The organism is Streptomyces sp. NPDC002958 (assembly GCF_055563255.1).
Genome location: NZ_JBVHDS010000008.1, coordinates 113538 through 134705 on the forward strand (window position 1 = coordinate 113538; position 21168 = coordinate 134705).

The following is a 21168-nucleotide window of genomic DNA, read 5'->3' on the forward strand; positions in this document are numbered from 1 at the left end:
GGTCCGGCTCCCCTCACAGGGCGCGGGCGAGTGGTTCGCCCCGCACATAGCGCGCCACCTCGGCCGCCGCGATCCGGGCCGCCTTCTGTGCCACGGCCCGGCTGGCACCCGCCACATGCGGCGTCATCAGCAGATTCGCGGTGCGGAAGAGCCGCGATGTGGGCGGGGGCGGCTCCTGCTCGTACGTGTCGAGCGCCGCGGCCCGTAACTGCCCCGAGTCCAGGGCGTCGCACAGCGCGTCCGTGTCCAGCAGACCGCCCCGGGCCGCGTTCACGAGGACCGCGCCGCTCGGCAGCAGGGCCAGTTCGCGGGCGCCGATGAGATGCCGGGTCTCCGGGGTGAGCCTGGCGTGCAGCGTGAGGATGCGGGAGCGGTCCAGAAGTGCCTCCAGCGAGGCGGCGCGCATGCCGTGGACATCGCCGCGCACATACGGGTCGTACACCTCTACCTCCGCGCCGAACGCGGAGAGCACCCGGGCGACCCGGCTGCCGACCGCGCCGTAGCCGATCAGGCCGACGGGGGTGTCCTCCAGTTCCAGGCCACAGTTCTCGTACGTGTAGTGGGAGGCGTCCCAGCGGCCGTGGGCGGTGAGGGAGCGGTGGGCCTCGGGAATGCGGCGCAGGGCACAGAGCATCAGCCCCACGGTGAACTCGGCGGTCGCCGCCGCGTTGCGCCCGGGCGCGAAGCACACTCGCACACCCCGGGCCCGCGCCGCGGCCGCGTTCACATTGACCGGGCCGCCCCGGCAGACCACGACCAGCCGCAGATCGGGTGCGGCGGCCAGAACCCGCTCCGTGAACGGGCCCATCTGCGTCACGCACACCTCGACCCCGTCCAGGGCCCGGATCAGCGCGTCCTCCGCGTCACTGGCCTCGTCGACCTCGGCGACCTTGCCGAACGGCTCCAGGGGCCAGGGGAGGGCGAGTTCGGTGAGCTGCGACTCCCGGCCGAGAGGATCGAGCGCGTGGTGCAGGGCCTCGACGATCAGGGAATTGCGGACGAAATGGTCACCGGCGACCAGAATCCTCGTCGTGGGGCGGACCGTCATGGGGCGGGTCATCGCAGAGCGTCTCCTGTCCGGGCGTCGAAGACATGGATGTGCCGGGGATCGGCGGTGATGCGTACGGTGTCGTCCCGGTCGAGCCGTATCTCCGGACCGGTCGCGACGACCAGCGGCTTCGTCACCCCGTCGAGCGAGAGCGTGGCGATGCCGGATTCCAGCAGGGGTTCATGGGCGCGGACCCGGGCCCGTACACCTGTGTCGTCGAGGCGCAGATCCTCCGGGCGGATACCGAGCACCACCGCGCGCCCCGCCGCGGGGCGGTGCGGTACGGGGATGCGCACGGAGTCCGAGAGGCGCACCCCGCCCGCCCCGTCGGCCGTCCCCGGCAGCAGATTGATCGCCGGCTCCCCGACGAAGTCGGCGACGAACAGATTCACCGGGGCGTCGTAGATCTCCTCGGGCGTGCCGAGCTGCTGGATCTCGCCGTCCCGCATCACCGCGATCCGGTCGGCGAGCGACAGCGCCTCCTCCTGGTCGTGTGTGACGAGGATGGTGGTGTGGCCGCTGTCCCGCTGGATGCGTTTCAACTCACGCCGGGTGGTGTCGCGTTGGGATGCGTCCAGATGGGACAGCGGTTCGTCGAGGAGCAGCACGTCGGGGGTGCGGATCAGGGCGCGGGCCAGGGCGACGCGCTGTTTCTGGCCGCTGGAGAGTCCGGCGGGGCGGGCGCCCAGGAGGTCCGTGATCCCGATGCGTTCGGCCATGTCGGCGACCCGGCGGCGGATCTCGGCCCGCCCGTACCGGCGTCGGGCGGCGAGCCCGAAGCCGAGATTCTCCGCGACGGTCAGCGGCGGATACAGCGCGTAGTTCTCGAACGCCACCCCGATATTGCGCTGTTGGGCCGGGAGCGGCACCACCGACGAGCCGCCGATGAGGATGTCGCCGCCGGTGACCGACTCCAGTCCGGCGATCATCCTCAGGGTTGTGGACTTGCCGCAGCCGGACGGGCCGAGCAGTCCCAGCAGTTCGCCGGAGCGCAGCTCGATGTCGATGGAGCGAACGGCTTCGACGGCGGCCCGGCCGCGTCCGGTATAGGTCTTGCGCAGTGTGCGCAGGGTCAGTTCAGTCATCCGCCATCGCCGCCTCCCGCTCCGGATTCGCGGCCGGTGCCGCAGACCTCGTAGGGCACCTTGTGCTCGTCGAGTTCGCGCAATGCCCGGTCGGACGCCCCGTCGTCGACCAGCAGCAGATCGAAGCGGGAGAGCGGGGCGAGCCGGTGCAGGGCGACCCGGCCCAGCTTGGAGTGGTCGAGCAGCAGCACATTGCGGCTCGCCGAGTCGAGCATCGCCCGCTTGACGGAGATGATGTGCTGCTCCTGGTGGTAGGCGTAACCGCCGGACACGGCGGAGGTGGAGGTGAAGCAGATGTCGACCTGGAGCGACTGCACCGCCTCCACGCACGAGACGCCGAGGAAGGAGGAGTGCAGCGGGTCGAAGTCGCCGCCGAGTCCCATCAGATGGATGCCCCGCTCCTGCGAGAGCAGGTTGATCGCTTCGAGGAAGTTGGTGACGACGGTCAGCGGAGTGATGGAGCGCAGCCTGCGCGCGATCTCCAGCGTGGACGTCGAATCGTCGAGCATCACCGCCATGCCGGGCTCGATGAGCCTCAGGGCGTGTTCGGCGACGGCGGCCTTCTCGGCGCGCATCGTCTTGAGCCGGTAGGAGACATTCGACTCGAAGACACCGGACGGTTGGGCGGTGACGCCACCACGGAACTTGCGGACGATGCCCTGCCGTTCCAGCTCGTCCAGATCCCGGTGGATGGTCATCAGGCTGACGTCGAAACGCTCCGCCAGCTCGGCGGCGCTCACCTCGCCCTGCGCGAGGACGTACTCGGCTATGGATGCCTGACGCGGGGCGGGGCCCCGCTGCGGAACGTTGCTCACGTGCTGATCCTTCGTCCTGGACATGCCGGCCGGTCGGCCTCGAACAGCAGCAGACTCTCAGGCCGTACGGAGAGACGGACCGGATGGTCGGGGGTCAGGCCCGCCGCGTCGGAGCGCGGGACGACGAGGGACAGCTGCTGTCCGCCGATCCGGACGGTGACTTCGGTGACCCGGCCCAGCAGCTCGGTGACGTGAACGGTGCCGGTCAGCTCCATGCGGGGGGCCTCGGGCGCGCCGTTCGGCTTCATGCCGGGGGCCTTGCCGGTGCCGGTCGGCTGCTCGCCGAGGCCCTGGAGCTCGATGTCCCTTGGCCGTAAGCCGAGTTGTACCGCCGTTCCCGGCGGTGCGGGCACCGTCAGCGGCAGCTCGTACGCCCCGTCCGGCGACCGGAAGCGACCCTCGGCCGTCACCGTCCCCGGCAGCAGATTGATCAGCGGTCTGCCGAAGGACCGGGCGACGAAGGTGTCGTAGGGGCGGTGCCACAGTTCCTCGCGGGTGCCGGTCTGCACCATGCGGCCGTCCCTGATCACCCCGATCCGGTCCCCGAGCGCCAGCGCCTCCACCGAGTCATGGGTGACGTACAGCGTGGTCGTGCGCCGGACCGAGCCGATCGCCTTCAGTTCCGCGCGCATCGCCTGGCGCAGCTTCGCGTCGAGGTGCGACAGCGGCTCGTCGAGCAGGAACGCCCGGGCCGGCCGCACCAGCACCCGACCGAGTGCCACCCGCTGCCGCTGACCGTTGGAGAGCCGGCCCACCTGGCGGTCCAACAGGGCGCCGATACCAAGGAGGTCGGCGATCTCCCCGATCCGCTCGCGCGCCTCGTGCGCGGGGAGGCGGTGGCGCGGCGAGCGGAGCGGGGAAGCAAGATTGTCGTACGCGGTACGGTGCGGATAGAGGGCGTACGACTCGAAGCACATGGCCACGCCCCGGTCGTACGGCTCCACACCGGCCATGTCCGCCCCGCCCAGCTCCACCCTTCCCGACTGCGGCTCCTCCAGACCGGCGATCGTCTTGAGCGCGGTCGTCTTCCCGGCGCCGGACGGGCCGAGCAGGCAGAAGAACTCGCCCTCGGCCACCTCCAGGTCCAGGCCGTCGAGCGCGGTGTTCTTCCCGTACCTCTTGTGTACCGAGCGCAGCGCGATGGCTGCCCGGCCGGTCACGACTTCACCGCCCCGAAAGACAGTCCGCGCACCAGATACCGCTGGATGGTGAGCGCGAGCAGCAGCGGCGGGACGACAGAGACCAGGGCCGCGGCGGCCGTCAGGTTGTACTTGGGCCGGTCGCCGCCGAGGAAGGACAGCGCGCCGACCGTCACCGTCTGCGCGTCCGACGAGGTGAGGATCAGCGGGAAGACGAAGTTGTTCCACGCGAAGATGAACGCCAGCAGCGAGACGGCCGCGATCCCCGGCTTCACCAGCGGCAGCGCGACCTTGAAGAACGCCTGCTTGCGGGTGTAGCCGTCCAGCAGCGCCGCCTGCTCCAGCTCGGGGGAGAGGTCGGAGAAGTACGACCGCATGATCCAGACGATCAGCGGGAGGGTCACCAGTTGCAGCACCCACACCATGCCGACATATGTATCGAAGAGTCCGAGCTGCTGGTAGAGCACGAACAGCGGGATGATGACGGTGAGTTCGGGTGCGAAGCGGAACGAGAGCAGGGTGAACATCAGGTTCTCCGAACCGCGGAACCGCCACCGCGCGGCGGCGTACGCGGCGGGCAGCCCGATCACCAGCGACAGCACGACCGCGCCCAGCGACACGACCAGGCTGTTCATGAAGAACCGCACGAACGGCACGCCCTGGTCGTCCCCGGCGCCGAGGACGGTGCGGTACGAGTCGAAGGTCGGGGTGAACGAGAAGTACGTACTGAACAACTCGTTCGTCGGCTTCAGCGACAGGATCACCATCCAGACGACCGGGAACAGCGCGAAGACGAAATAGAGAATCAGCGCCAGATCGGCGGCGATGGCGAACACCCTGCGCTTCATCCCGGTCACCCCTGCATCCCCGGTCACCCCTGCATCCCCGGTCACCCCGGCACCTCCGCCGCCCGGTTCTGGATCCGGCCCAGATAGCGCACCAGCACCATCGTGACCAGGTACACCACGGCCCAGAGCACGATCATGTAGCTGATCCCGAACGAGTAGCGCTGGAAGCGGATCGCCTCCAGATAGGCCCGGATCTGGAGCACCATCGTCGAGTCGCCGGGGCCGCCCTCGGTCAGCGCGTAGATGATGTCGAAGACCTTCAGCGAGTCCATGAACCGGAAGATCACGGCGACCAGGACGTATGGCCAGAGCATCGGCAGCGTCAGCCGCCGGAAGGTGAACCACCAGCCAGCCCCGTCGACCGCCGCTGCCTCGAACGGCGATGCGGGCAGCGAGCGCAGACCGGCCAGCGCGAGGATCGCGACGAACGGCGTGTAGACCCACACGTCCACGACGATCGACGACAGCAGGGCGCCCGTCGGGGTGTCCGTCCACTGCACACCGCCCAGGCCGAACGGCTCCAGGAGGTGGTTGATGACGCCGACCGATGGCTGGAGCATCAGCTTCCACATGATCGCGGCGATCACCGGCGCGATCATCAGCGGCAGGATCAGGATCTTTTCCAGCACCCGCCCCACGAAACTCGCCCGGTGCAGCAGCAGGGCCACGGCCACCCCGAGCACAGTCTCGACGGCCGCCGCGCCGACCGCGTAGAGCACGGTCACCCGCGCCGAGTCCCAGAACGAGGACTGGGTGAAGATCCGCCGGTAGTTCTCGATGCCCACCAGGTCCGGCTGCGGTTTGCTCGCCGCGAAGTCGAACACCGTGTAGTAGAGGCCGAGTCCGAACGGGTAGAGGATGCCGCCGGTCAGCAGCAGCGCGGGCACGATCAGCAGATACGGTCGCAGCGAGCGGCGCCACGCCGGTACCGCCCGCGCCGCCCGCTTCCCGGCCCCCGCGCCGGAGGCCGCCCCGTGGTCGGCCTCCCGCACGGGCGACGCGCGTCCTGACATCGGTCAGCCGACCTTCGACGCCAGATCGCCGGCCAGGCCGTTCAGTACGGACGAGGCGTTCTTCCCGCCGTAGATCTCCTGGAGCGCGGCGGCCCAGCTGGTCGTCGCGTCGAAGAACTGCTCCTGCGGGGTGAACTGGATCTCCGTCTGGCCGACGACCGTCTCGAACGTCTCGATGAAGCCGGGGATGGCCCGCATCTTGTCCTTGTACGCGGGGTCCTGGCTGACCGACTTCCGTACCGGATCGATGTGGTTGTACTCGATCGCGCCCTTGCGCAGATGCTCCTTGCCGGTCGCCCACTGGAGGAACAGCCAGGCCGCGGACTTGTTGCGGCTCCTGGCGTTCATTCCGAGCGACCAGATCCACATGTTCGTGGCGAGGGAGCCGTCGGAGCCCTTGGGGCCGGGGTGGAAGGCGATCTTCCCGGATGCGGGGGAGGCCCCCTTCACCGCCTGGAAGTAGGCGGCGGTGTCCGCGTCGAAAAGCATTCCCGCCTTCTGCGCGCCGAGGTCGCTGGAGCACTGGTACCAGGAGTACGAGGTCCAGGACGGCGGCCCGCCCTTCTTGACCATCTCCGCCCAGTCCCGGGTGAACGCGACCGCCTCCGGGGAGTTCATCGCGGGCTTCACCCTGCCGCCGTCGACGGTGAAGTCCTTCAGCCCGTTGCGGGCGTACATCGTCATGAAGCCCGGATGGATCGTTGCCCAGCTGCGCGAGCCGCGCACCGCGACCCCGTACATCCCGTCGAAGCCCGCGCCCGGCGCCCTGCGGGTGATGGCCCCGGCCACCTCCCGCAGTTCGTCGAAGGTCTCGGCCGGTTTCAGGCCGAGCTTCTTGAACACCTCGGTGTTGTACGCGACGACATTGGTCTCCCAGCCCCACGGCAGCGCGTACTGCCCGCCCTGCCCGAGCGGGGCGCCGGCCTTCAGCGACCACTGGTCCGCCTGGAGGAGGTTGGGGAAGAAGTCCGCCTGATCCCATTCGGCCCCGGTCGCCGAGGAGTTGCGCATCCACGGGCCGAGATCCTCCAGCCAGCCCGGCGGGCCGTACTGCCACACCATGTATGCGCCGAGCATGAACACGTCGTAGGAGGCGCGACCGCTGGAGAGGTCGACGGTGAGCTTGTCGAAGTAGTTGTCCTCGGGGAAGACGTCGTACTCGACCTTGATGCCGGTCTTCTCGGTGAACGCCTTCAGATCGGCGATCAGGGCTTCGGTGTACGGATGCTTGTTGAGCAGCGCCTTGACCGTCCTGCCCTCGGCCCGCTTCCAGTCGAAGGAGCCGGTGACGTCGTCGGCCGCGGAGCCGCCGCCCTTGTCGTTGCCGTCGCCGAAGCCCGCGCCGCAGGCGGTGAGCAGCGGGGCGGCGGACACGGCCGCTGCCGCGCCCATGGCGAGGAACCGTCGCCGGTCGTGCGCGTGCATGTCCATCCGTGACCTCCACGGTCCGGCCGGAGATGATGTGGGGTGGGGCACGTTCACACGTTGAATCGAATGGTTAACAGAGCTTGGAACAAGGGAAGTTGGCCGTCAATCCCTCGCGCAACGGAAATTCTCGGTGCAGAGTGAGAAGTTCACAGAGGGGGCCGATATGTGGATGGGCATCGATCTCGGCACGCAGAGCGTCCGTGCGGTGGTGGCTGGAGACCGCGGTGAGATCCTCGGCAGCGGCTCGGCCCCGCTCGCGGGCAGACGCGACGGCGTACGGCATGAACAGCGGCCCCTCGACTGGTGGGCGGCCCTGTGCGCGGCCAGCCGTCAGGCACTGCGCGACTGCCCCGCACCGCGTGCGCTCGCCGTCTGCGCCACTTCCGGCACCGTTCTGCTCGGCGACCGGGCCGGCCGGCCGCTGACGCCGGGGGTGATGTACGACGACGGGCGGGCGGTGGCGGAGGCGGCCAGGGCCCGGACCCCGCCGAGCTGGGCGCTGCCCAAGGTGATGTGGCTGCTGCGGGAGTACGGGCAAGGGGCGGGCGACGCCGTACGGGTCATGCATCAGGCCGATCTGGTCCTGGCGCGGCTCGCCGGAACACCGCTGCCCACCGACTCCAGCCATGCCCTGAAAACCGGCTACGACCTGGAGCGGGAAGCCTGGCCGCGGCGGAGATTCGGAAAGCTGGGCCTGCCCGACGGGCTGTTCCCGGACGTGGTGCGACCCGGGCAGCGGATCGGCGGGGTGGGGCGGGCGGCTGCCGGCGAGACCGGGATACCGGAGGGCACGCTCCTGGTGGCCGGGATGACGGACGGATGCGCGGCGCAGATCGCCTCCGGATCGCTCACTGTCGGCTCCTGGAATTCGGTGCTGGGCACGACACTGGTACTGAAAGGAGTCACCTCGTCGCCGGTGGAGGACCGGGCCGGAGTGGTCTACAACCACCGTGCGCCGGACGGGAGCTGGCTGCCGGGCGGAGCCTCGGGCGTCGGCGGCGGGGCGCTGACCGCCGCCTTCCGCGGTGCGGACCCGGCCCGGCTGGACGCCCTGGCTCGCGCGCACGAACCGGCGCGCGTGGTGGCGTACCCTCTGGCGGCGACGGGCGAGCGCTTCCCCTTCGTCGCCCCGGAGGCCGCCGGGTTCCTGCTGGGCGAGCCCGCCTCGGACGCCGAGCACTGGGCGGCCCTGCTGACCGGCGTGGGCCTGGTGGAGCGGCTCTGCCTCGACTACCTCGACCTGCTCGGCGCCCCGCTGCACGGCAGGCTCACCTTCACCGGGGGAGCGGTCCGCAGCGGTTACTGGAGCAGGCTGCGCGCCGACATCCTGGGCCGGCCCGTGTACATCCCGGAGTACAGCGAACCCGCACTCGGCATGGCGGTCCTCGCCGCGTACGGGGCGCGGGCCACGGCCACCCTGCACGAGGCGGTGAGCCGGATGGTGCGACTGCGGCACGTACTGCGCCCCGACGCGGCGCGTACCGCGCGGTACACCGAGCCGTACCTGACGCTGGTGGACGAACTGGAGCAACGCGGCTGGCTCCCCGGCCCGGTCGCCGCCCACGCCCGGATCCGGGCCGAGTTGCGGTGAGGCGTCTGTGCCTGTGCCTGGACCGAGTTGGGGTGACGCGTCTGTGCCTGTGCCTGGACCGAGTTGGGGTGACGCGTCTGTGCCTGTGCCTGGACCGAGATGTCACGACTGCCCGTACCCGAACGGAGAAACCATGACCGCCCGCCCGAGGGCCGCCCTGCTGCTTGCCCGCCACAGTCAGACCGTCTGGCACGCGGAGAACCGCTATGCCGGGGTCAGCGACATCGCCCTCACCGACGAGGGGCGCCGCCAGGCCGTGCAGCTGGGCGAGTGGGCCGTCCGGCACCCGGTCGACGCGATCTGGACGTCGACGGTCACCCGCGCCATCGAGACGGCGGAGCCTGCGTGCCGGGCGCTGGGTCTCGTCCCCCGGCGCGAACACGACTTGCGCGAATGCGACTTCGGCGAGGTGGAGGGGCGCACCCTGGCGGAGTTCGCGGCCGAGTACCCGGAGCGGGCCCGGGAGTACCGAGCCAACCCGGTGGCCCACCCCTTCCCCGGGGCGGAGGACCCCCGGTCGGCGGCGGCCCGGGGGACGGCGGCACTGCGCCGGATCGCGAACGGGCACCCGGGGCAGCGGGTGCTCGTCGTCGCGCACAACACCCTGCTGCGGCTCGTGCTGTGCGAGCTGCTGTCGATTCCGCTGGGCTCCTACCGACGGGTCTTCCCGCAGCTGCGGAACGCGGCGGTGAGCGAGGTGCGGATCGGGGAGGAGGGCGGTGCGCTGCTCTCCCTCAATGTGCCCTGCGCACCGGACGTCAGCCCTTGACGGTCACGGACCGCCGCTGCCGTACGACACCGATGGCCGCCAGTACGACGGTCAGGGCGCCGGACGCCATCAGCTGGTCACGCGTGTCGGGCTGGCACAGCATCAGGTAGAAGATGCCGGCCATCGCCAGGAGCGCCACCACCGTCAGGACCGGGAAGAGCCACATCCGTACGACGAGCTTCTCCGGGGCCTCGCGCTCCAGCCGGTCGCGCAGGATCAGCTGGGAGACGGCGATGAAGATCCAGACGATGAGGATCACCGCGCCGGTCATGTTGAGCAGCCACGTGAAGACGTCGTCGGGACGCCAGTAGCTGAGCAGCACGCACAGGAAGCCGAACCCGGACGAGACCAGGACGGCCGTGCGCGGGACACCCGAGGAGATCCGGCCGAGCCGCTTGGGGCCCTGGCCACGGGCGACCAGCGAACAGGCCATGCGCGAGGAGCCGTAGATGTTGGCGTTCATCGCGGAGAGCAGGGCGACCAGGACGACCACGTTCATGATCTCCGCGGCGCCGCTGATGCCGAGATGGTCCAAGGCCGCGTAGAACGGGCCGACCTCCACGATCTCCGGGTCGTCCCACGGGACCAGGGTGACGATGACGGCCATCGAACCGACGTAGAAGAGCGCGATCCGCCACATCGCCGTCCGCACGGCCTTCGCGACACCCTGCACCGGGTTCTCGGACTCGGCCGCGGCGATGGTGACGGTCTCGAGACCGCCGTACGCGAAGACGGAGGCGAGCAGCCCGATCACCAGGCCCTCGGAGCCGTTCGGCATGAAGCCGCCCTCGCCGTTGAGGTTGGCGGTGCCGGGAGAGTCCGTACCGGGCAGCACACCGAGGATCGCCAGCACACCCAGGACCAGAAAGAGTGAGATCGCCACGACCTTGAGAGCGGCGAACCAGAACTCGAACTCGCCGAACTTCTTCACCGAGGCGAGGTTCGTGCCCACGAAGATCACCATGAACAGCGCGACCCAGACCCACTCCGGCGTGCCGGGCAGCCAGCCGGTGACGATCTGCGCGGCACCGATGCCCTCCAGACCGACAGCGACACAGAGCAGCACCCAGAACGCCCAGCCCACGGTGAACCCCGCCCACGGCCCTATCGCCCGCTCCGCATGGACGGAGAAGGAACCGGAGGCCGGGTTCGCGGCCGACATCTCGCCGAGCATCCGCATCACGAGCATGACCAGCAGCCCGGAGACGGCGTACGCGATGATGATCGACGGCCCGGCGGCGGCGATACCCGCACCCGAGCCGACGAAGAGTCCGGCACCGATGACACCGCCGAGGGCGATCATCGAAAGATGGCGCTGCTTGAGTCCGTGGGTGAGCACCGAATCGGCCTTGGTGTCGGAGACGGCGACCGGGGAGCCGGTGGGGGGAGACGCGGAATTCCGAGACATGGACGAGCTCTGTTCGGTAGGTGAGGCGTGGGGGGAGGTGAGGCGTGGGGAGATGAGCGGTGGGGCAGGTGAGACGTGGGGAGGTGAGGCGTGGGGGAGGTGCGCACAGTCTGAGGTCGCACCCTGTGCGCAGGGAACCGTTGTCCGCCATACGGGCACAGTGCTCACACAAGGTGCACACCTGGACACGGTGTGGCAGTTGGGGCGGCCCCGGGCGGCGGTCCCGGAGAGATTTCCCCGCCTGATCCCTGGCCGGCCCCTGGATCGTCCCGGATCGGCCCGTGGGCCATTTTGGCGGGAACCTACAGTCTGTCCCGAGACCCCCTCCCGGCAAAATATGAGGCGATCCATCCCCGCCTCAGTGACGAGCATCACGCCATGGCGCGATTACGTAAGCCCCTTTGTGCGAACCCCACCAATGCCTCGACCGCCGCTTTGTGGGCCACTGATGGTGATCGAGCGTTAACCCGTGGGCTAACGTCGGCCTCAGTCTGTCCCCACCTGCCCTCACCTCGCGGAGTCCCGATGAGTACTGCTGCCGCCGCCCCTGCCCGTACCGGAGTGGTCCTCGCCGACCTGCTGCCCGCCGCCAGGCACCGTTATGCCGTCGACACGGCCCTGGTTCTCGGTGGCGCCGCGCTCACCGGTATCGCCGCCCAGATCGCCGTCCCGATCCCCGGCTCCCCGGTCCCGGTCACCGGCCAGACCTTCGCTGCGCTCCTCGTCGGCACCGCGCTCGGCGCCCGCCGAGGCTTCCTCTCCCTCGCCGTGTACGCGCTCGTCGGCATGGCGGGCATGCCGTGGTTCGCCGACGGCAGCTCCGGCGCGGGCGGCGCCTCGTTCGGCTATGTCCTCGGCATGCTGCTTGCCGCCACCGTGGTCGGCGGTCTCGCCCGCCGCGGCGGCGACCGCTCCGTGCTGCGCACCGCGGGCACGATGGTGCTGGGTTCCGCGATCATCTACGCGGTCGGCGTCCCGTACCTGGCGCTGTCCACCGGCATGTCGGCGAGCGCCGCGATCGCGGCCGGCCTGGTGCCGTTCCTGCTGGGCGACGCGCTGAAGGCGGCGCTGGCGATGGGTGCGCTGCCCGCGGCCTGGAAGCTCATCGGCCGTCGAGGCTGATGCCGTAGCTCCCTCCGAAGAGGCTCGCCGGGTCGCGACGCGACACCAGACCGGCGGGCCTCTTCTGTGTCCGCGCGTCGTGGAAGGCGCGGGCGCGGTCCCCGCCGCCGAAGGAGAAGTTCGGCGAACGGCCCGGGGCGCGCGGCGCGAGCACTTCGGCCACCTACGCGTACAGGGCCCGTACCGACGCGACATCCGGACCGTCGAGCGGTGACAGCAGCCGCAACGGGAATCCGCCTTCGTGGTACGGCGCAGCGTCGTCGACGGCGGGTCGACCTCGACGGAGTCCATCCGGCGGGTGCTGATCAGCATCCCGCCCGCTACGGCTCCGGGCAGCCTGTGACCGGTGGCGTGGACGCGCCCGCGGGCCGGGCGGCCGCGCCCGGCGGCGCCGGCCACGGCGGTCCGTACGTCATCGGAGTGGGCGGCCTCGACGACGAGGTCGGGACGGACCGTAAAACCGGTCTGGAAACCGGCAGGGACATCGGTCTGGAAACCGGCCGGGGCATCGGCCGGGGCGCAAGACATGAGAAGGCTCTCCGCTCGCTCGCGCGGTGGCGTTGCGAGGGAGAGCCTTCCCGGTAGACCCGACTTCGGCCGTCAGGTATTGACGGGCTTTTCCACAGTGGTGCGCTTCTTGCGGTCGAAGGCCTCACGGACCAGCGAGATCGCCACCACCAGGGCCGCGACGAGCAGCGAGAGCAGCACCTGCTCGCGTCCGCTGTCGTCGGTCAGCATGTAGACCATGATGAACGAGATCATCGCGATGGTCGCCCAGGTCAGATACGGGAAGAGCCACATCCGTACGACCAGCTTCTCCGGCGACTCGCGCAGGATCATGCCGCGCATCCGCAGCTGCGTGAAGCAGATGACCAGCCAGACGAACAGGGCGACCGCACCGGAGGAGTTCAGCAGGAACTGGAAGACGGTGTCGGGCCACTGGTAGTTGAAGAACACGGCGACGAAACCGAAGACGACGGACGACAGGATGGCCGCCAGCGGCACACCCCGCTTGTTCACCCGGGCGAACGCCTTCGGCGCGTCCCCACGCTTGCCGAGGGAGAAGGCCATCCGCGAGGCGGTGTAGAGGGCCGAGTTGAGGCAGGACAGCACGGCGGTGAGGACGATGACGTTCATCACCTCCCCGGCATACGGGATGCCGATGGAGTTGAGCGCGGCCACATAGCTGCCGTCCTCCACGATCGAGGGGTCGTTCCACGGCACCAGGGCGAGCACGATGAAGATCGAGCCCAGGTAGAAGACGCCGATCCGCCAGATCACGCTGTTGGTGGCCTTCTGGACGGCGCGCTGCGGGTTCTCGGACTCGGCGGCCGCCAGCGTGACGATCTCGCTGCCCATGAAGGAGAAGACGACCATCAGCACACCGGTGAGGACGGCGCCGGGCCCATTGGGGAAGAACCCGCCGGTGTCGGTGAGGTGGGAGAGCCCCGGGGCGGGGTTGTCCGAGCCGGGCAGCAACCCGAAGATGGCGAGCCCTCCGACGACCAGGAACGCACCGATCGCCACGACCTTGATCCCGGCGAACCAGAACTCGAACTCACCGTACGAGCCGACGGAGACCAGGTTCGTCGCGGTCAGTACGACCATGATGATCAGCGCCCACGCCCACTGCGGGACGCCCGGCATCCAGCCCTCCAGGATCTCGGCGCCCGCCGTGGCCTCGACGGCGAGCACCACGACCCAGAAGAACCAGTACAGCCACCCGATCGAGAAACCGGCCCAGCGGCCCAGCGCCTGGTCGGCGTAGGTGGAGAAGGAGCCCGAGCTGGGGCGGGCCGCGGCCATCTCGCCCAGCATCCGCATCACGAAGACGACCATCAGGCCGACCAGGGCGTACGAAATCAGGATGGCCGGTCCCGCGGCGGCGATACCGGCGCCGGAGCCCACGAAGAGTCCCGCGCCGATCACACCGCCGATGGCGATCATCGACAGGTGACGATTCTTGAGACCCGCCTGGAGACCGTCGGAGGAGGCCGGTGTTTCCGGCTCGTTCGACCGGTCAGGCCTGCCGGGCTGTTGGCCCGGTCCGGCCAGAGTCGTCTGCGATGTCATGGATCGAATCCTCACGTTTTCGGATCGCTCGCTGTGTGCCTGTTCGCCGCACCGGCGTGCAGGAACGAGTGATGCATTGAAGCTCACTCGACCGCGAAAGCGGAACCCCCTATTCCGAATTTGTTGACCGGATCGTTACCCGAGTGGCGTTGCACACACGGCGCCCGCATCAAGAGGCCCGTGCACGGATTCCGCAGCCCGTCCAGCCGGTCCGGGCGGACCCGGCCGGAGGGTCCCCGACCCGATGGCGGCTACCCGGCGACGCTCGTGCCACACTCGATACATGCGCGTGTACCTCGGCTCGGACCATGCCGGCTATGAACTCAAGAACCACCTCGTCGAGTGGCTCACGGCCCAGGGCCACGAGGCCGTCGACTGCGGCCCCCACATCTACGACGCCCAGGACGACTACCCGCCGTTCTGCCTGCGTGCCGCCGAGAAGACGGCCGCGGACCCGGACAGCCTCGGCATCGTGATCGGCGGCTCCGGCAACGGCGAGCAGATCGCCGCCAACAAGGTCAAGGGCGTGCGTGCCGCACTCGCCTGGAGCGAGCAGACCGCCGCGCTGGGCCGCGAGCACAACAACGCCAATGTGGTTGCCATCGGTGGCCGGATGCACTCGGTGGAGGAGTCCACCAAGTTCGTCGAGATCTTCCTCGCCACCCCGTACTCGGGTGAGGAACGTCACACCCGCCGCATCGACATGCTGACGGCGTACGAGACGACCGGAGAGCTCCCCCCGATCCCGGCCCACCACCCGCAGCAGGGCTGACCGGCTTCCCCCCTGTGCCGCCGGGTGCCCCGGCGGCACAGTCGTTTCCTCACGTCCCCACGTCCCCACGCCTTCACGTCCCCACGCCACCGAGGAGAGTCGCCGTCGTGCCCGAGGGACACACGATCCACCGCCTCGCGGCGGACCACCGGGACAGGTTCGCCGGGCGGCCGGTGCGGGTGAGCAGCCCGCAGGGCAAGTTCTCCGACAGCGCCGCGCTGCTCGACGGCCGGACGTTCGCCGGCGTCGACGCCCATGGCAAGCACCTCTTCCTCGGCTTCGAGGACGCCGGCTGGGTCCACATCCATCTGGGCCTCTTCGGCAAACTCGGCTTCGGCGCGACCCCGGCCCCGCCGCCCACCGACACGGTCCGGCTGCGCCTGGTGAACGACGACCACCACGCGGATCTGCGCGGCCCCACCACGTGCGCGCTGATCACCGACCCCGAAAAGCGCGCGATACATGACCGCCTCGGCCCGGACCCGCTGCGGACCGACGAGGACGGCGAGCGGGCGTGGCGGCGGATCTCCGGCAGCCGTATCACCGTCGCGGCCCTGCTGATGGACCAGAGGGTCATCGCGGGGGTCGGCAATGTGTACCGCGCGGAGGTGCTGTTCCGGCACGGGATCGACCCGTACCGCCTGGGCAAGGATCTCAGGCGTGCGGAGTGGGACGCGATCTGGGCCGACCTGATGGTGCTGATGCGCGAGGGCGTACGGAACAACCGGATCGACACGGTCCGCCCCGAGCACATGCCGGAGGCGATGGGGCGTCCGCCGCGGGTCGACGACCACGGCGGCGAGGTGTACGTGTACCGCAGGGCTCGGCAGGCCTGCCATATCTGTGGCGGCGAGATCCGCACCGCCGACCTCGCCGCCCGCAACCTCTTCTGGTGCCCGGGCTGCCAGCGCGGCTAGGACCCCTCCCGGCAAGCTCTGCCCCGTCTTGCCCCGTCGCGTCGTCCAGCACGCATGCTCGCGGCGTTGGCCACAAGACCTGGTAGCTCCTTCCCCGAGCTCTCGACTTCGTTCGAGCAGGGGAGACCCCGTCCAAGGACTTCCGGCCGCCTTGCGATCGCACGCACTGGACGACGCTCCTTCCGTGCAAACACCGCCGGTCACGGCGCCAGCGGTCGGCTGCTCGGCCTTCGGACGCGTTGTCCGCAATCGCCGGACGGGCTTGATCTACCGCCACGCCCGGCAGATCAAGCCCGTCCGGCGTTCGAGGACAGAGCCAGAGCAGCGGCCGGACGACCGCGGCGTCCTAGAACCCCCGAGGCAACCACGGCGCCGCGTCCGACGAGAACGCCGGCGACGCCTCCGCCAGCGCGCCTGCCCGCAACTCCCGTACCCGCCCGGCCAGGGCCAACGAGCTCAGCGACTCGCCGCCCAGATAGGCCGAGCCCAACTCCCGCACCGAAAGAGCGAGATCGGCCGCATCATCGGTCCGACGGCACGACGCCACCCCCTTCACGTCACCCGTGAGGCGCCAACGCCCCGCATTCCAGGGGCAGAACGCGTCCTCGACCTCGAACACCACATCCACCGGTGCCTGATACGCCCGCGCCTCCAGCGCCGCCCCCAGCTCCACCAGTCGCACATGGAGCGAATCACGGATCCGGACGTTGCACCGCCGCACATCCGACACCAGGTGCAGCACCGCATCGTCGACCGGCCGGTTCCGCGCCTCGACCGTCGACGTCAGGTCGATCTCGAAGACGAACCGCCACAATGCCGCGTACGCCGCCGGGTCCAGCGCGGCGAGATCGTTCACCGAGACCACGCCCTTCGGCCCGGCCGGTTCCCAGTCCGGCTTGATGTGATACGTCATATAGCCGACGATCTCCCCGTCCCGCTCCGCCAGCACGCACTGCTGCGCGGAACCGCCCTGCCGGGAACTCACCGGGTCGACCATCGGCTTCCGCTCCCAGCCGGGCCCATGGGCCGGCGTGCCGGGACGGCCGGCCACCAACTGCTCGTACACGCCCTCGCACGCCGCCATCGCCTCGTCCGGCTTCGCGTGGCGCAGGCGCACTTCGTCCGTGCCCCCGGGCACCGTCAGCCGCACCCGGTCCGTGTCGATCGTCAGGGACATCTGCCGCGAGGCCGTGCCGTATCCGAACCGGCCGTAGATCGCCGGTTCCGACGCCGTCAGCACGGCGATCGGCTCACCCAACGCCCGGACGTCGTCGAGCTGCCGACGCATCATCGAGGTCAGCAGCCCGCGCCTGCGGTGGGTGGACGCGACACTCACCATCGTGACCCCGGCGGCGGGCACCAGCGCCCCGCCCGGCACGGCGACCCGGAAGCTGAACGCCCCGGCCGTGGCGACGACATCGGTGCCGTCCCAGATGCCGATCGACCGCTCGTGCTCGGTGAGCTGCTCGTACAGCTCGCGCTGCTCGGGGGGCTCTGCGACACCGCCGAATGCGAGTTCCAGACTCTGGAACCATTCGTTCCATTCGGACGGTCGCAACACGCGAAGCTCAGTAGTCATGGGCCATCCCTACCAGGGGCGCGGCGGTCGGTCGACCCGATTTCGAACGCATTGTCATGGGGTCCCCCTGCACCGGAGGCGGTCGGGTAGATAAAGTCCCCGCAATGGCCCGTCGCGCAGGAGCAGACTCGTACCCGGCCCGATTGCGGAAATCGGTGCACCGGGCACGCATCGCGCTGCGCAAGTCCGGCGTCGACTACTTCCGCGGCGACGGATCGGACTGGATCGCGTTGGCCGGTCTGCTGCTGACCATTCCGGCCATCACCTGCGCCACCCTGCTCAACCCGATGTGGTGCTCACCGGCCGCGCTCGTCCTGCCGATCGTCGCGGGCGGTCTGCTGCTGCGGCCCGCGAGCCTGCTGGGTCTGTACGCGACCGCCGCCACGGCCCTGATCGTGGAGTCGCTCGGACTGGGCCCGTACGAGGACGGCCCGGCCCGGGTGACACCCGGCATCGTTCTGGTCGTCGCGGCCTGCGGCTTCTTCGGGCTGGTCCTCGCCCAGTTCCGGGCCAGGGTCGGTGTGCCGTGGCGACGCGGCGGCACCATGCTCTTCGACCTGCGCGAACGCATCAGGGTGCAGAGCGCACTGCCCCGGCTTCCGCAGGGCTGGCACCACGAGATGGCGCTGCGCCCGGCGGGCGGACAGTCCTTCTCCGGTGACTTCGTCGTCGCCGCCCGTACCAACGGCGGACGGACGCTGGAGGCCGTACTCACCGATGTCTCGGGCAAGGGCATGGACGCGGGCTCCCGCGCCCTGCTGCTGTCCGGTGCCTTCGGCGGCCTGCTCGGCTCGCTGCCCCCGCACGGCTTCCTTCCTGCGGCCAACGGCTATCTGCTGCGCCAGGACTGGGACGAGGGTTTCGCCACTTCGATCCATCTGGTCCTGGACCTCGATTCGGGCGACTACGAACTCTTCTCGGCGGGACATCCGCCGGCCCTGCAACTCCACTCGGGCAGCGGCCTGTGGGAGGAGAAGGCCGCGGAGGGCCCGCTGCTCGGGGTGTACGACGGGGCGCAGTTCGACGCCGTGAAGGGCTCGTTGGCCCCCGGCGACGTACTGATGCTGTTCACGGACGGCCTGGTGGAGGCGTCCGACCGCGATATCGCGGAGGGCATCGACCGGCTGACCGGTGAGGCCGACCGTTATGTCAACACCGGTTTCGAGGGCGCGGCCTGGCATCTGATCGAGGCCTGCGCCAAGGACGTCAACGACGACCGGGCGCTGCTGCTGTTGTCGCGCACATCCTGAACCGTGCGCAAACGGTTTGAACCGGTCGCACGTCAACGGGGGTTGACCCTTCACCGGAACGTGGGCATCGACATGTCCGGGTACGAGGGCTCCCGCACCCCGCCTTCGTACCCGGACCTGACGGCCGTCGTCTCAGGCCGGGACCGGCACCTGTCCGGCGCCGCTGTCGCTGTCCCGGCCCCGCCAGCCCGGCAGGATGCGGGTCGGCCGTCCGTAGAGTCGGGACCATGACCACGCCACGCGCACATCTGACCCTGGCCGAAGTCGAGGCGATCGCCCGCGAGGCCCACGCCGACCAGCGGGACAAGGCGGGACGCCCGTACGCAGAGCACCTCGCCGCCGTCGCCGAGGGCGTACGTGTCAGGGGCGGCAGCGACGAACAGATCGCCGCGGCCTGGCTGCACGACGCCGTCGAGGACGACGCACTCTCTGCGGCATGGCTGGCCGATGCCGCCCTGCCGTAGCAGGTCAAGGACATGGTCCTCGCCGTCACCAAACGTGACGGCGAGGACCTCGGCTCGTACACCCGGCGCATCCTCGATACCCCGGGCGCCCTGCTGATCAAGGAATCCGACCTGGCACACAACGCCGACCCGGCCCGCCTCGCCGTGCTGGAACCGGCGACCCGTACCCGACTGGCCGAGAAGTATGCGCAGGTACGGGGGCTGCTTGGGCTCACCCCAGGTGAATCGCCCGTCGAGCAATCGATTCAAGCCAACACGGCGAAGGACTGACCCCGCTCGTCCACTGGGATCAGAGTCCGGCCGCGTCCCGTCGGAACGCCCACTTCATCTCCGGTTCGGTCACCGGGCGCAGCATTCGCCGTACCGGTGGCGTACACATCAGCGTCACCGCTCCGGCCGCGACCAATGAGACGAGGACCAGGCCGCCGGGCTCCGTGAGCCAATCGTAGGCGTCGAACAACCCTGCATATCCGGCGCCCTTGATCAGGAACCCGTGCAGCAGATAGCCGCAGATCGTCCCGCTGCCGAGCACGGTGAACCACATGTGGCGGCCCGGCACCCAGGCCAGAAACCCGATGGTCAGCAGCAGCGCGCAGCCGAACATCGCCAGCGTCATCACAGCGCCGGACCACCAAGGGGCGCCCATCTCCTGCGCGCTGTTGCTGCGGTAGAACCAGCCCAACTGCATCCGCGGCGCCGCCCAGTACGCGAACAGCAGGGCCCCGGCGAACAGGGGAAGCGCGAGCATCCGTACCTCACGCCGGCGGACCAGTCGGAAATGCTCGGGCTTCAGCTGGAGCCCCAGCACGAAGAACGGCAGGAACTGCAGAACTCGCTGAAGATCCAGATCATTGCCGATCGTCGAGGAGAAAGAGGCGAGGACGGCAATGGTGAGCGCCACGGGAAGCGGATGGCGCAGCGCCTGCCACAGCGGTGTGGTGATCCGCCAGATGAAGAGCGCAACCAGGAACCAGGTGAGGTACCAGGGATCGATCAGGCTGATCGGCTGATCGGGCGAGTCGTCCGCGTACCGCTTGAACAGCGAGTACGCCGTCTCGAACAGCACATAGGGCACGGCGACGCCGGTGACCAGGCGTTTTACCTTGGTGGCGGACATGTCGAACGAGCGGGAGAAATAGCCGGAGATGATGATGAACGCCGGCATGTGAAAGGTGTACGCCACCATGTACAGCGCCCGGGTGGTCCGGCTGTCGTCCATTACCGGTTCCCACGAGTGCGCCACCGCGACGAGCACGATGGCCAGATATTTGGCGTTGTCGAAGTAGGCGTCACGCTTCTTCGCCGGCGAAGCCGCCGGAGGCTTGTTCGTCACCGGTGCGAGAGGCGCCGCGGTGGCCGCCATCGTCCCTGGGCGTCTGGGCTCCGACTCCCGGGTCGCTGATGGGAGCGGGGCCCTCTGAAATACGTTCGGAGCGTGGAACATCTAAGGCACCTTAGACGCCTCGATTGCAATTCGTAAAACCGCGTACGGATATCGCGTGTTCGCGTCCAATCAAAAGTGAAACCACAGAAAACCGCCTGCTATGCCCAGATTTATCCAATTTAAACGGGGCGTATCGGCAGGGTGTCGAGGAAGGTGAATTTCGCCGCAGTCGGCCTTGGGGTTGCACGTGAATGAGGTGTGTGGATATGGAAATCGCCCCATCCGCACGTCATTGTGATTGTGTGATTTGCGGTTGACTCGCGGGCATGCGGAGCCCGTGTGGAGCCTTGGTGGAGCCCCGTGTCACCCCTCATGCGGTCGTGCGCCCCGGGCGCACTAGGGGCGCAAGGATGGCGCGATCCAGTCACTTCGATTCGTCACCCGGCAGCGACCACCGGGGAGT

The 21168-nt window shown here is 69.4% G+C and carries 19 protein-coding genes and 1 pseudogene; 8 read left to right on the forward strand and 12 right to left on the reverse strand.

Translation table 11 applies throughout. The annotated features are described in order from the left end of the window. Window positions 1–13: 13 nt before the first annotated feature. From ACZ3IC_RS16800 to ACZ3IC_RS16830, 7 genes are read right to left on the reverse strand one after another with little or no spacing between them, the layout of a single operon-like run. Window positions 14–1060 carry an NAD(P)-dependent oxidoreductase gene (locus ACZ3IC_RS16800; protein WP_467416887.1) on the reverse strand — a complete coding sequence of 349 codons (1047 nt, stop codon included), beginning with the start codon at window positions 1058–1060 and terminating at the stop codon, window positions 14–16. Then, the gene (locus ACZ3IC_RS16805) at window positions 1057–2133 is read right to left on the reverse strand and encodes an ABC transporter ATP-binding protein (RefSeq protein WP_467416889.1); all 1077 of its coding nucleotides are present in this window, start codon (window positions 2131–2133) and stop codon (window positions 1057–1059) included. The genes ACZ3IC_RS16800 and ACZ3IC_RS16805 overlap by 4 nt, the downstream gene beginning before the upstream one ends. Further along, window positions 2130–2948: a DeoR/GlpR family DNA-binding transcription regulator gene (locus ACZ3IC_RS16810; RefSeq protein WP_467416891.1), complete on the reverse strand. Its 819-nt coding sequence runs from the start codon at window positions 2946–2948 to the stop codon at window positions 2130–2132. Before ACZ3IC_RS16810 ends, ACZ3IC_RS16805 begins: the two co-directional genes overlap by 4 nt. Next, complete coding sequence (locus ACZ3IC_RS16815) at window positions 2945–4108, reverse strand: ABC transporter ATP-binding protein (protein ID WP_467416893.1); 1164 nt, start codon at window positions 4106–4108, stop codon at window positions 2945–2947. Before ACZ3IC_RS16815 ends, ACZ3IC_RS16810 begins: the two co-directional genes overlap by 4 nt. Next, window positions 4105–4935 carry a carbohydrate ABC transporter permease gene (locus ACZ3IC_RS16820; RefSeq protein WP_467416895.1) on the reverse strand — a complete coding sequence of 277 codons (831 nt, stop codon included), beginning with the start codon at window positions 4933–4935 and terminating at the stop codon, window positions 4105–4107. Before ACZ3IC_RS16820 ends, ACZ3IC_RS16815 begins: the two co-directional genes overlap by 4 nt. Before the next feature lie 41 nt (window positions 4936–4976). Beyond that, window positions 4977–5948, reverse strand: coding sequence for a carbohydrate ABC transporter permease (locus ACZ3IC_RS16825; RefSeq protein WP_467416898.1), 972 nt, complete (start codon window positions 5946–5948; stop codon window positions 4977–4979). A 3-nt stretch (window positions 5949–5951) separates the two neighbouring features. Beyond that, a complete protein-coding gene (locus tag ACZ3IC_RS16830; RefSeq protein WP_467416900.1) occupies window positions 5952–7379 on the reverse strand; it encodes an ABC transporter substrate-binding protein in 1428 nt (475 codons plus the stop codon). Between the two features lie 166 nt (window positions 7380–7545). On the opposite strand from ACZ3IC_RS16830, the gene ACZ3IC_RS16835 reads away from it, so the two are divergent. Together ACZ3IC_RS16835 and ACZ3IC_RS16840 are read left to right on the forward strand one after the other, a co-directional pair. Further along, complete coding sequence (locus ACZ3IC_RS16835) at window positions 7546–8967, forward strand: FGGY-family carbohydrate kinase (RefSeq protein WP_467416902.1); 1422 nt, start codon at window positions 7546–7548, stop codon at window positions 8965–8967. A 133-nt stretch (window positions 8968–9100) separates the two neighbouring features. Continuing rightward, the gene (locus ACZ3IC_RS16840; protein WP_467416904.1) at window positions 9101–9736 is read left to right on the forward strand and encodes a histidine phosphatase family protein; all 636 of its coding nucleotides are present in this window, start codon (window positions 9101–9103) and stop codon (window positions 9734–9736) included. Here the strand turns inward: ACZ3IC_RS16840 and ACZ3IC_RS16845 are convergent. Then, entirely contained in the window at window positions 9726–11144 is a 1419-nt protein-coding gene (locus ACZ3IC_RS16845; RefSeq protein WP_467416907.1) for an amino acid permease, read from the reverse strand. The two genes, ACZ3IC_RS16840 and ACZ3IC_RS16845, sit on opposite strands and share 11 nt — an antisense overlap. Before the next feature lie 525 nt (window positions 11145–11669). On the opposite strand from ACZ3IC_RS16845, the gene ACZ3IC_RS16850 reads away from it, so the two are divergent. After that, on the forward strand, window positions 11670–12266 hold the full coding sequence (locus tag ACZ3IC_RS16850; RefSeq protein WP_467416909.1) for a biotin transporter BioY: 597 nt from the start codon (window positions 11670–11672) through the stop codon (window positions 12264–12266). Here the strand turns inward: ACZ3IC_RS16850 and ACZ3IC_RS16855 are convergent. After that, window positions 12247–12420, reverse strand: coding sequence for a hypothetical protein (locus ACZ3IC_RS16855; RefSeq protein ID WP_467416910.1), 174 nt, complete (start codon window positions 12418–12420; stop codon window positions 12247–12249). The genes ACZ3IC_RS16850 and ACZ3IC_RS16855 overlap by 20 nt on opposite strands. Before the next feature lie 56 nt (window positions 12421–12476). Between ACZ3IC_RS16855 and ACZ3IC_RS16860 the strand changes: the two genes are divergently transcribed. Continuing rightward, complete coding sequence (locus ACZ3IC_RS16860) at window positions 12477–12851, forward strand: hypothetical protein (protein WP_467416912.1); 375 nt, start codon at window positions 12477–12479, stop codon at window positions 12849–12851. A 15-nt stretch (window positions 12852–12866) separates the two neighbouring features. On the opposite strand, the gene ACZ3IC_RS16865 is transcribed toward ACZ3IC_RS16860, so the two are convergent. Continuing rightward, entirely contained in the window at window positions 12867–14339 is a 1473-nt protein-coding gene (locus ACZ3IC_RS16865) for an amino acid permease (RefSeq protein WP_467416914.1), read from the reverse strand. A gap of 283 nt (window positions 14340–14622) precedes the next feature. Here ACZ3IC_RS16865 and ACZ3IC_RS16870 point away from each other — a divergent pair, with 283 nt between their 5' ends. Together ACZ3IC_RS16870 and ACZ3IC_RS16875 are read left to right on the forward strand one after the other, a co-directional pair. Then, the gene (locus tag ACZ3IC_RS16870) at window positions 14623–15111 is read left to right on the forward strand and encodes a ribose-5-phosphate isomerase (RefSeq protein ID WP_467416916.1); all 489 of its coding nucleotides are present in this window, start codon (window positions 14623–14625) and stop codon (window positions 15109–15111) included. A 107-nt stretch (window positions 15112–15218) separates the two neighbouring features. Next, window positions 15219–16028, forward strand: a complete 810-nt coding sequence (locus ACZ3IC_RS16875) for an Fpg/Nei family DNA glycosylase (protein ID WP_467416918.1) — start codon at window positions 15219–15221, stop codon at window positions 16026–16028. A 346-nt stretch (window positions 16029–16374) separates the two neighbouring features. On the opposite strand, the gene ACZ3IC_RS16880 is transcribed toward ACZ3IC_RS16875, so the two are convergent. Next, a complete protein-coding gene (locus ACZ3IC_RS16880; RefSeq protein ID WP_467416919.1) occupies window positions 16375–17607 on the reverse strand; it encodes a GNAT family N-acetyltransferase in 1233 nt (410 codons plus the stop codon). 104 nt (window positions 17608–17711) lie between these two features. Between ACZ3IC_RS16880 and ACZ3IC_RS16885 the strand changes: the two genes are divergently transcribed. Both ACZ3IC_RS16885 and ACZ3IC_RS16890 read left to right on the forward strand, forming a co-directional pair. Continuing rightward, window positions 17712–18857 carry a SpoIIE family protein phosphatase gene (locus ACZ3IC_RS16885; RefSeq protein ID WP_467416921.1) on the forward strand — a complete coding sequence of 382 codons (1146 nt, stop codon included), beginning with the start codon at window positions 17712–17714 and terminating at the stop codon, window positions 18855–18857. Window positions 18858–19084: 227 nt separating this feature from the next. Continuing rightward, window positions 19085–19591 (forward strand): annotated as a pseudogene (locus ACZ3IC_RS16890) (HD domain-containing protein). 19 nt (window positions 19592–19610) lie between these two features. Here the strand turns inward: ACZ3IC_RS16890 and ACZ3IC_RS16895 are convergent. Continuing rightward, a complete protein-coding gene (locus ACZ3IC_RS16895) occupies window positions 19611–20765 on the reverse strand; it encodes an acyltransferase family protein (RefSeq protein ID WP_467416923.1) in 1155 nt (384 codons plus the stop codon). Between the last annotated feature and the right edge of the window lie 403 nt (window positions 20766–21168).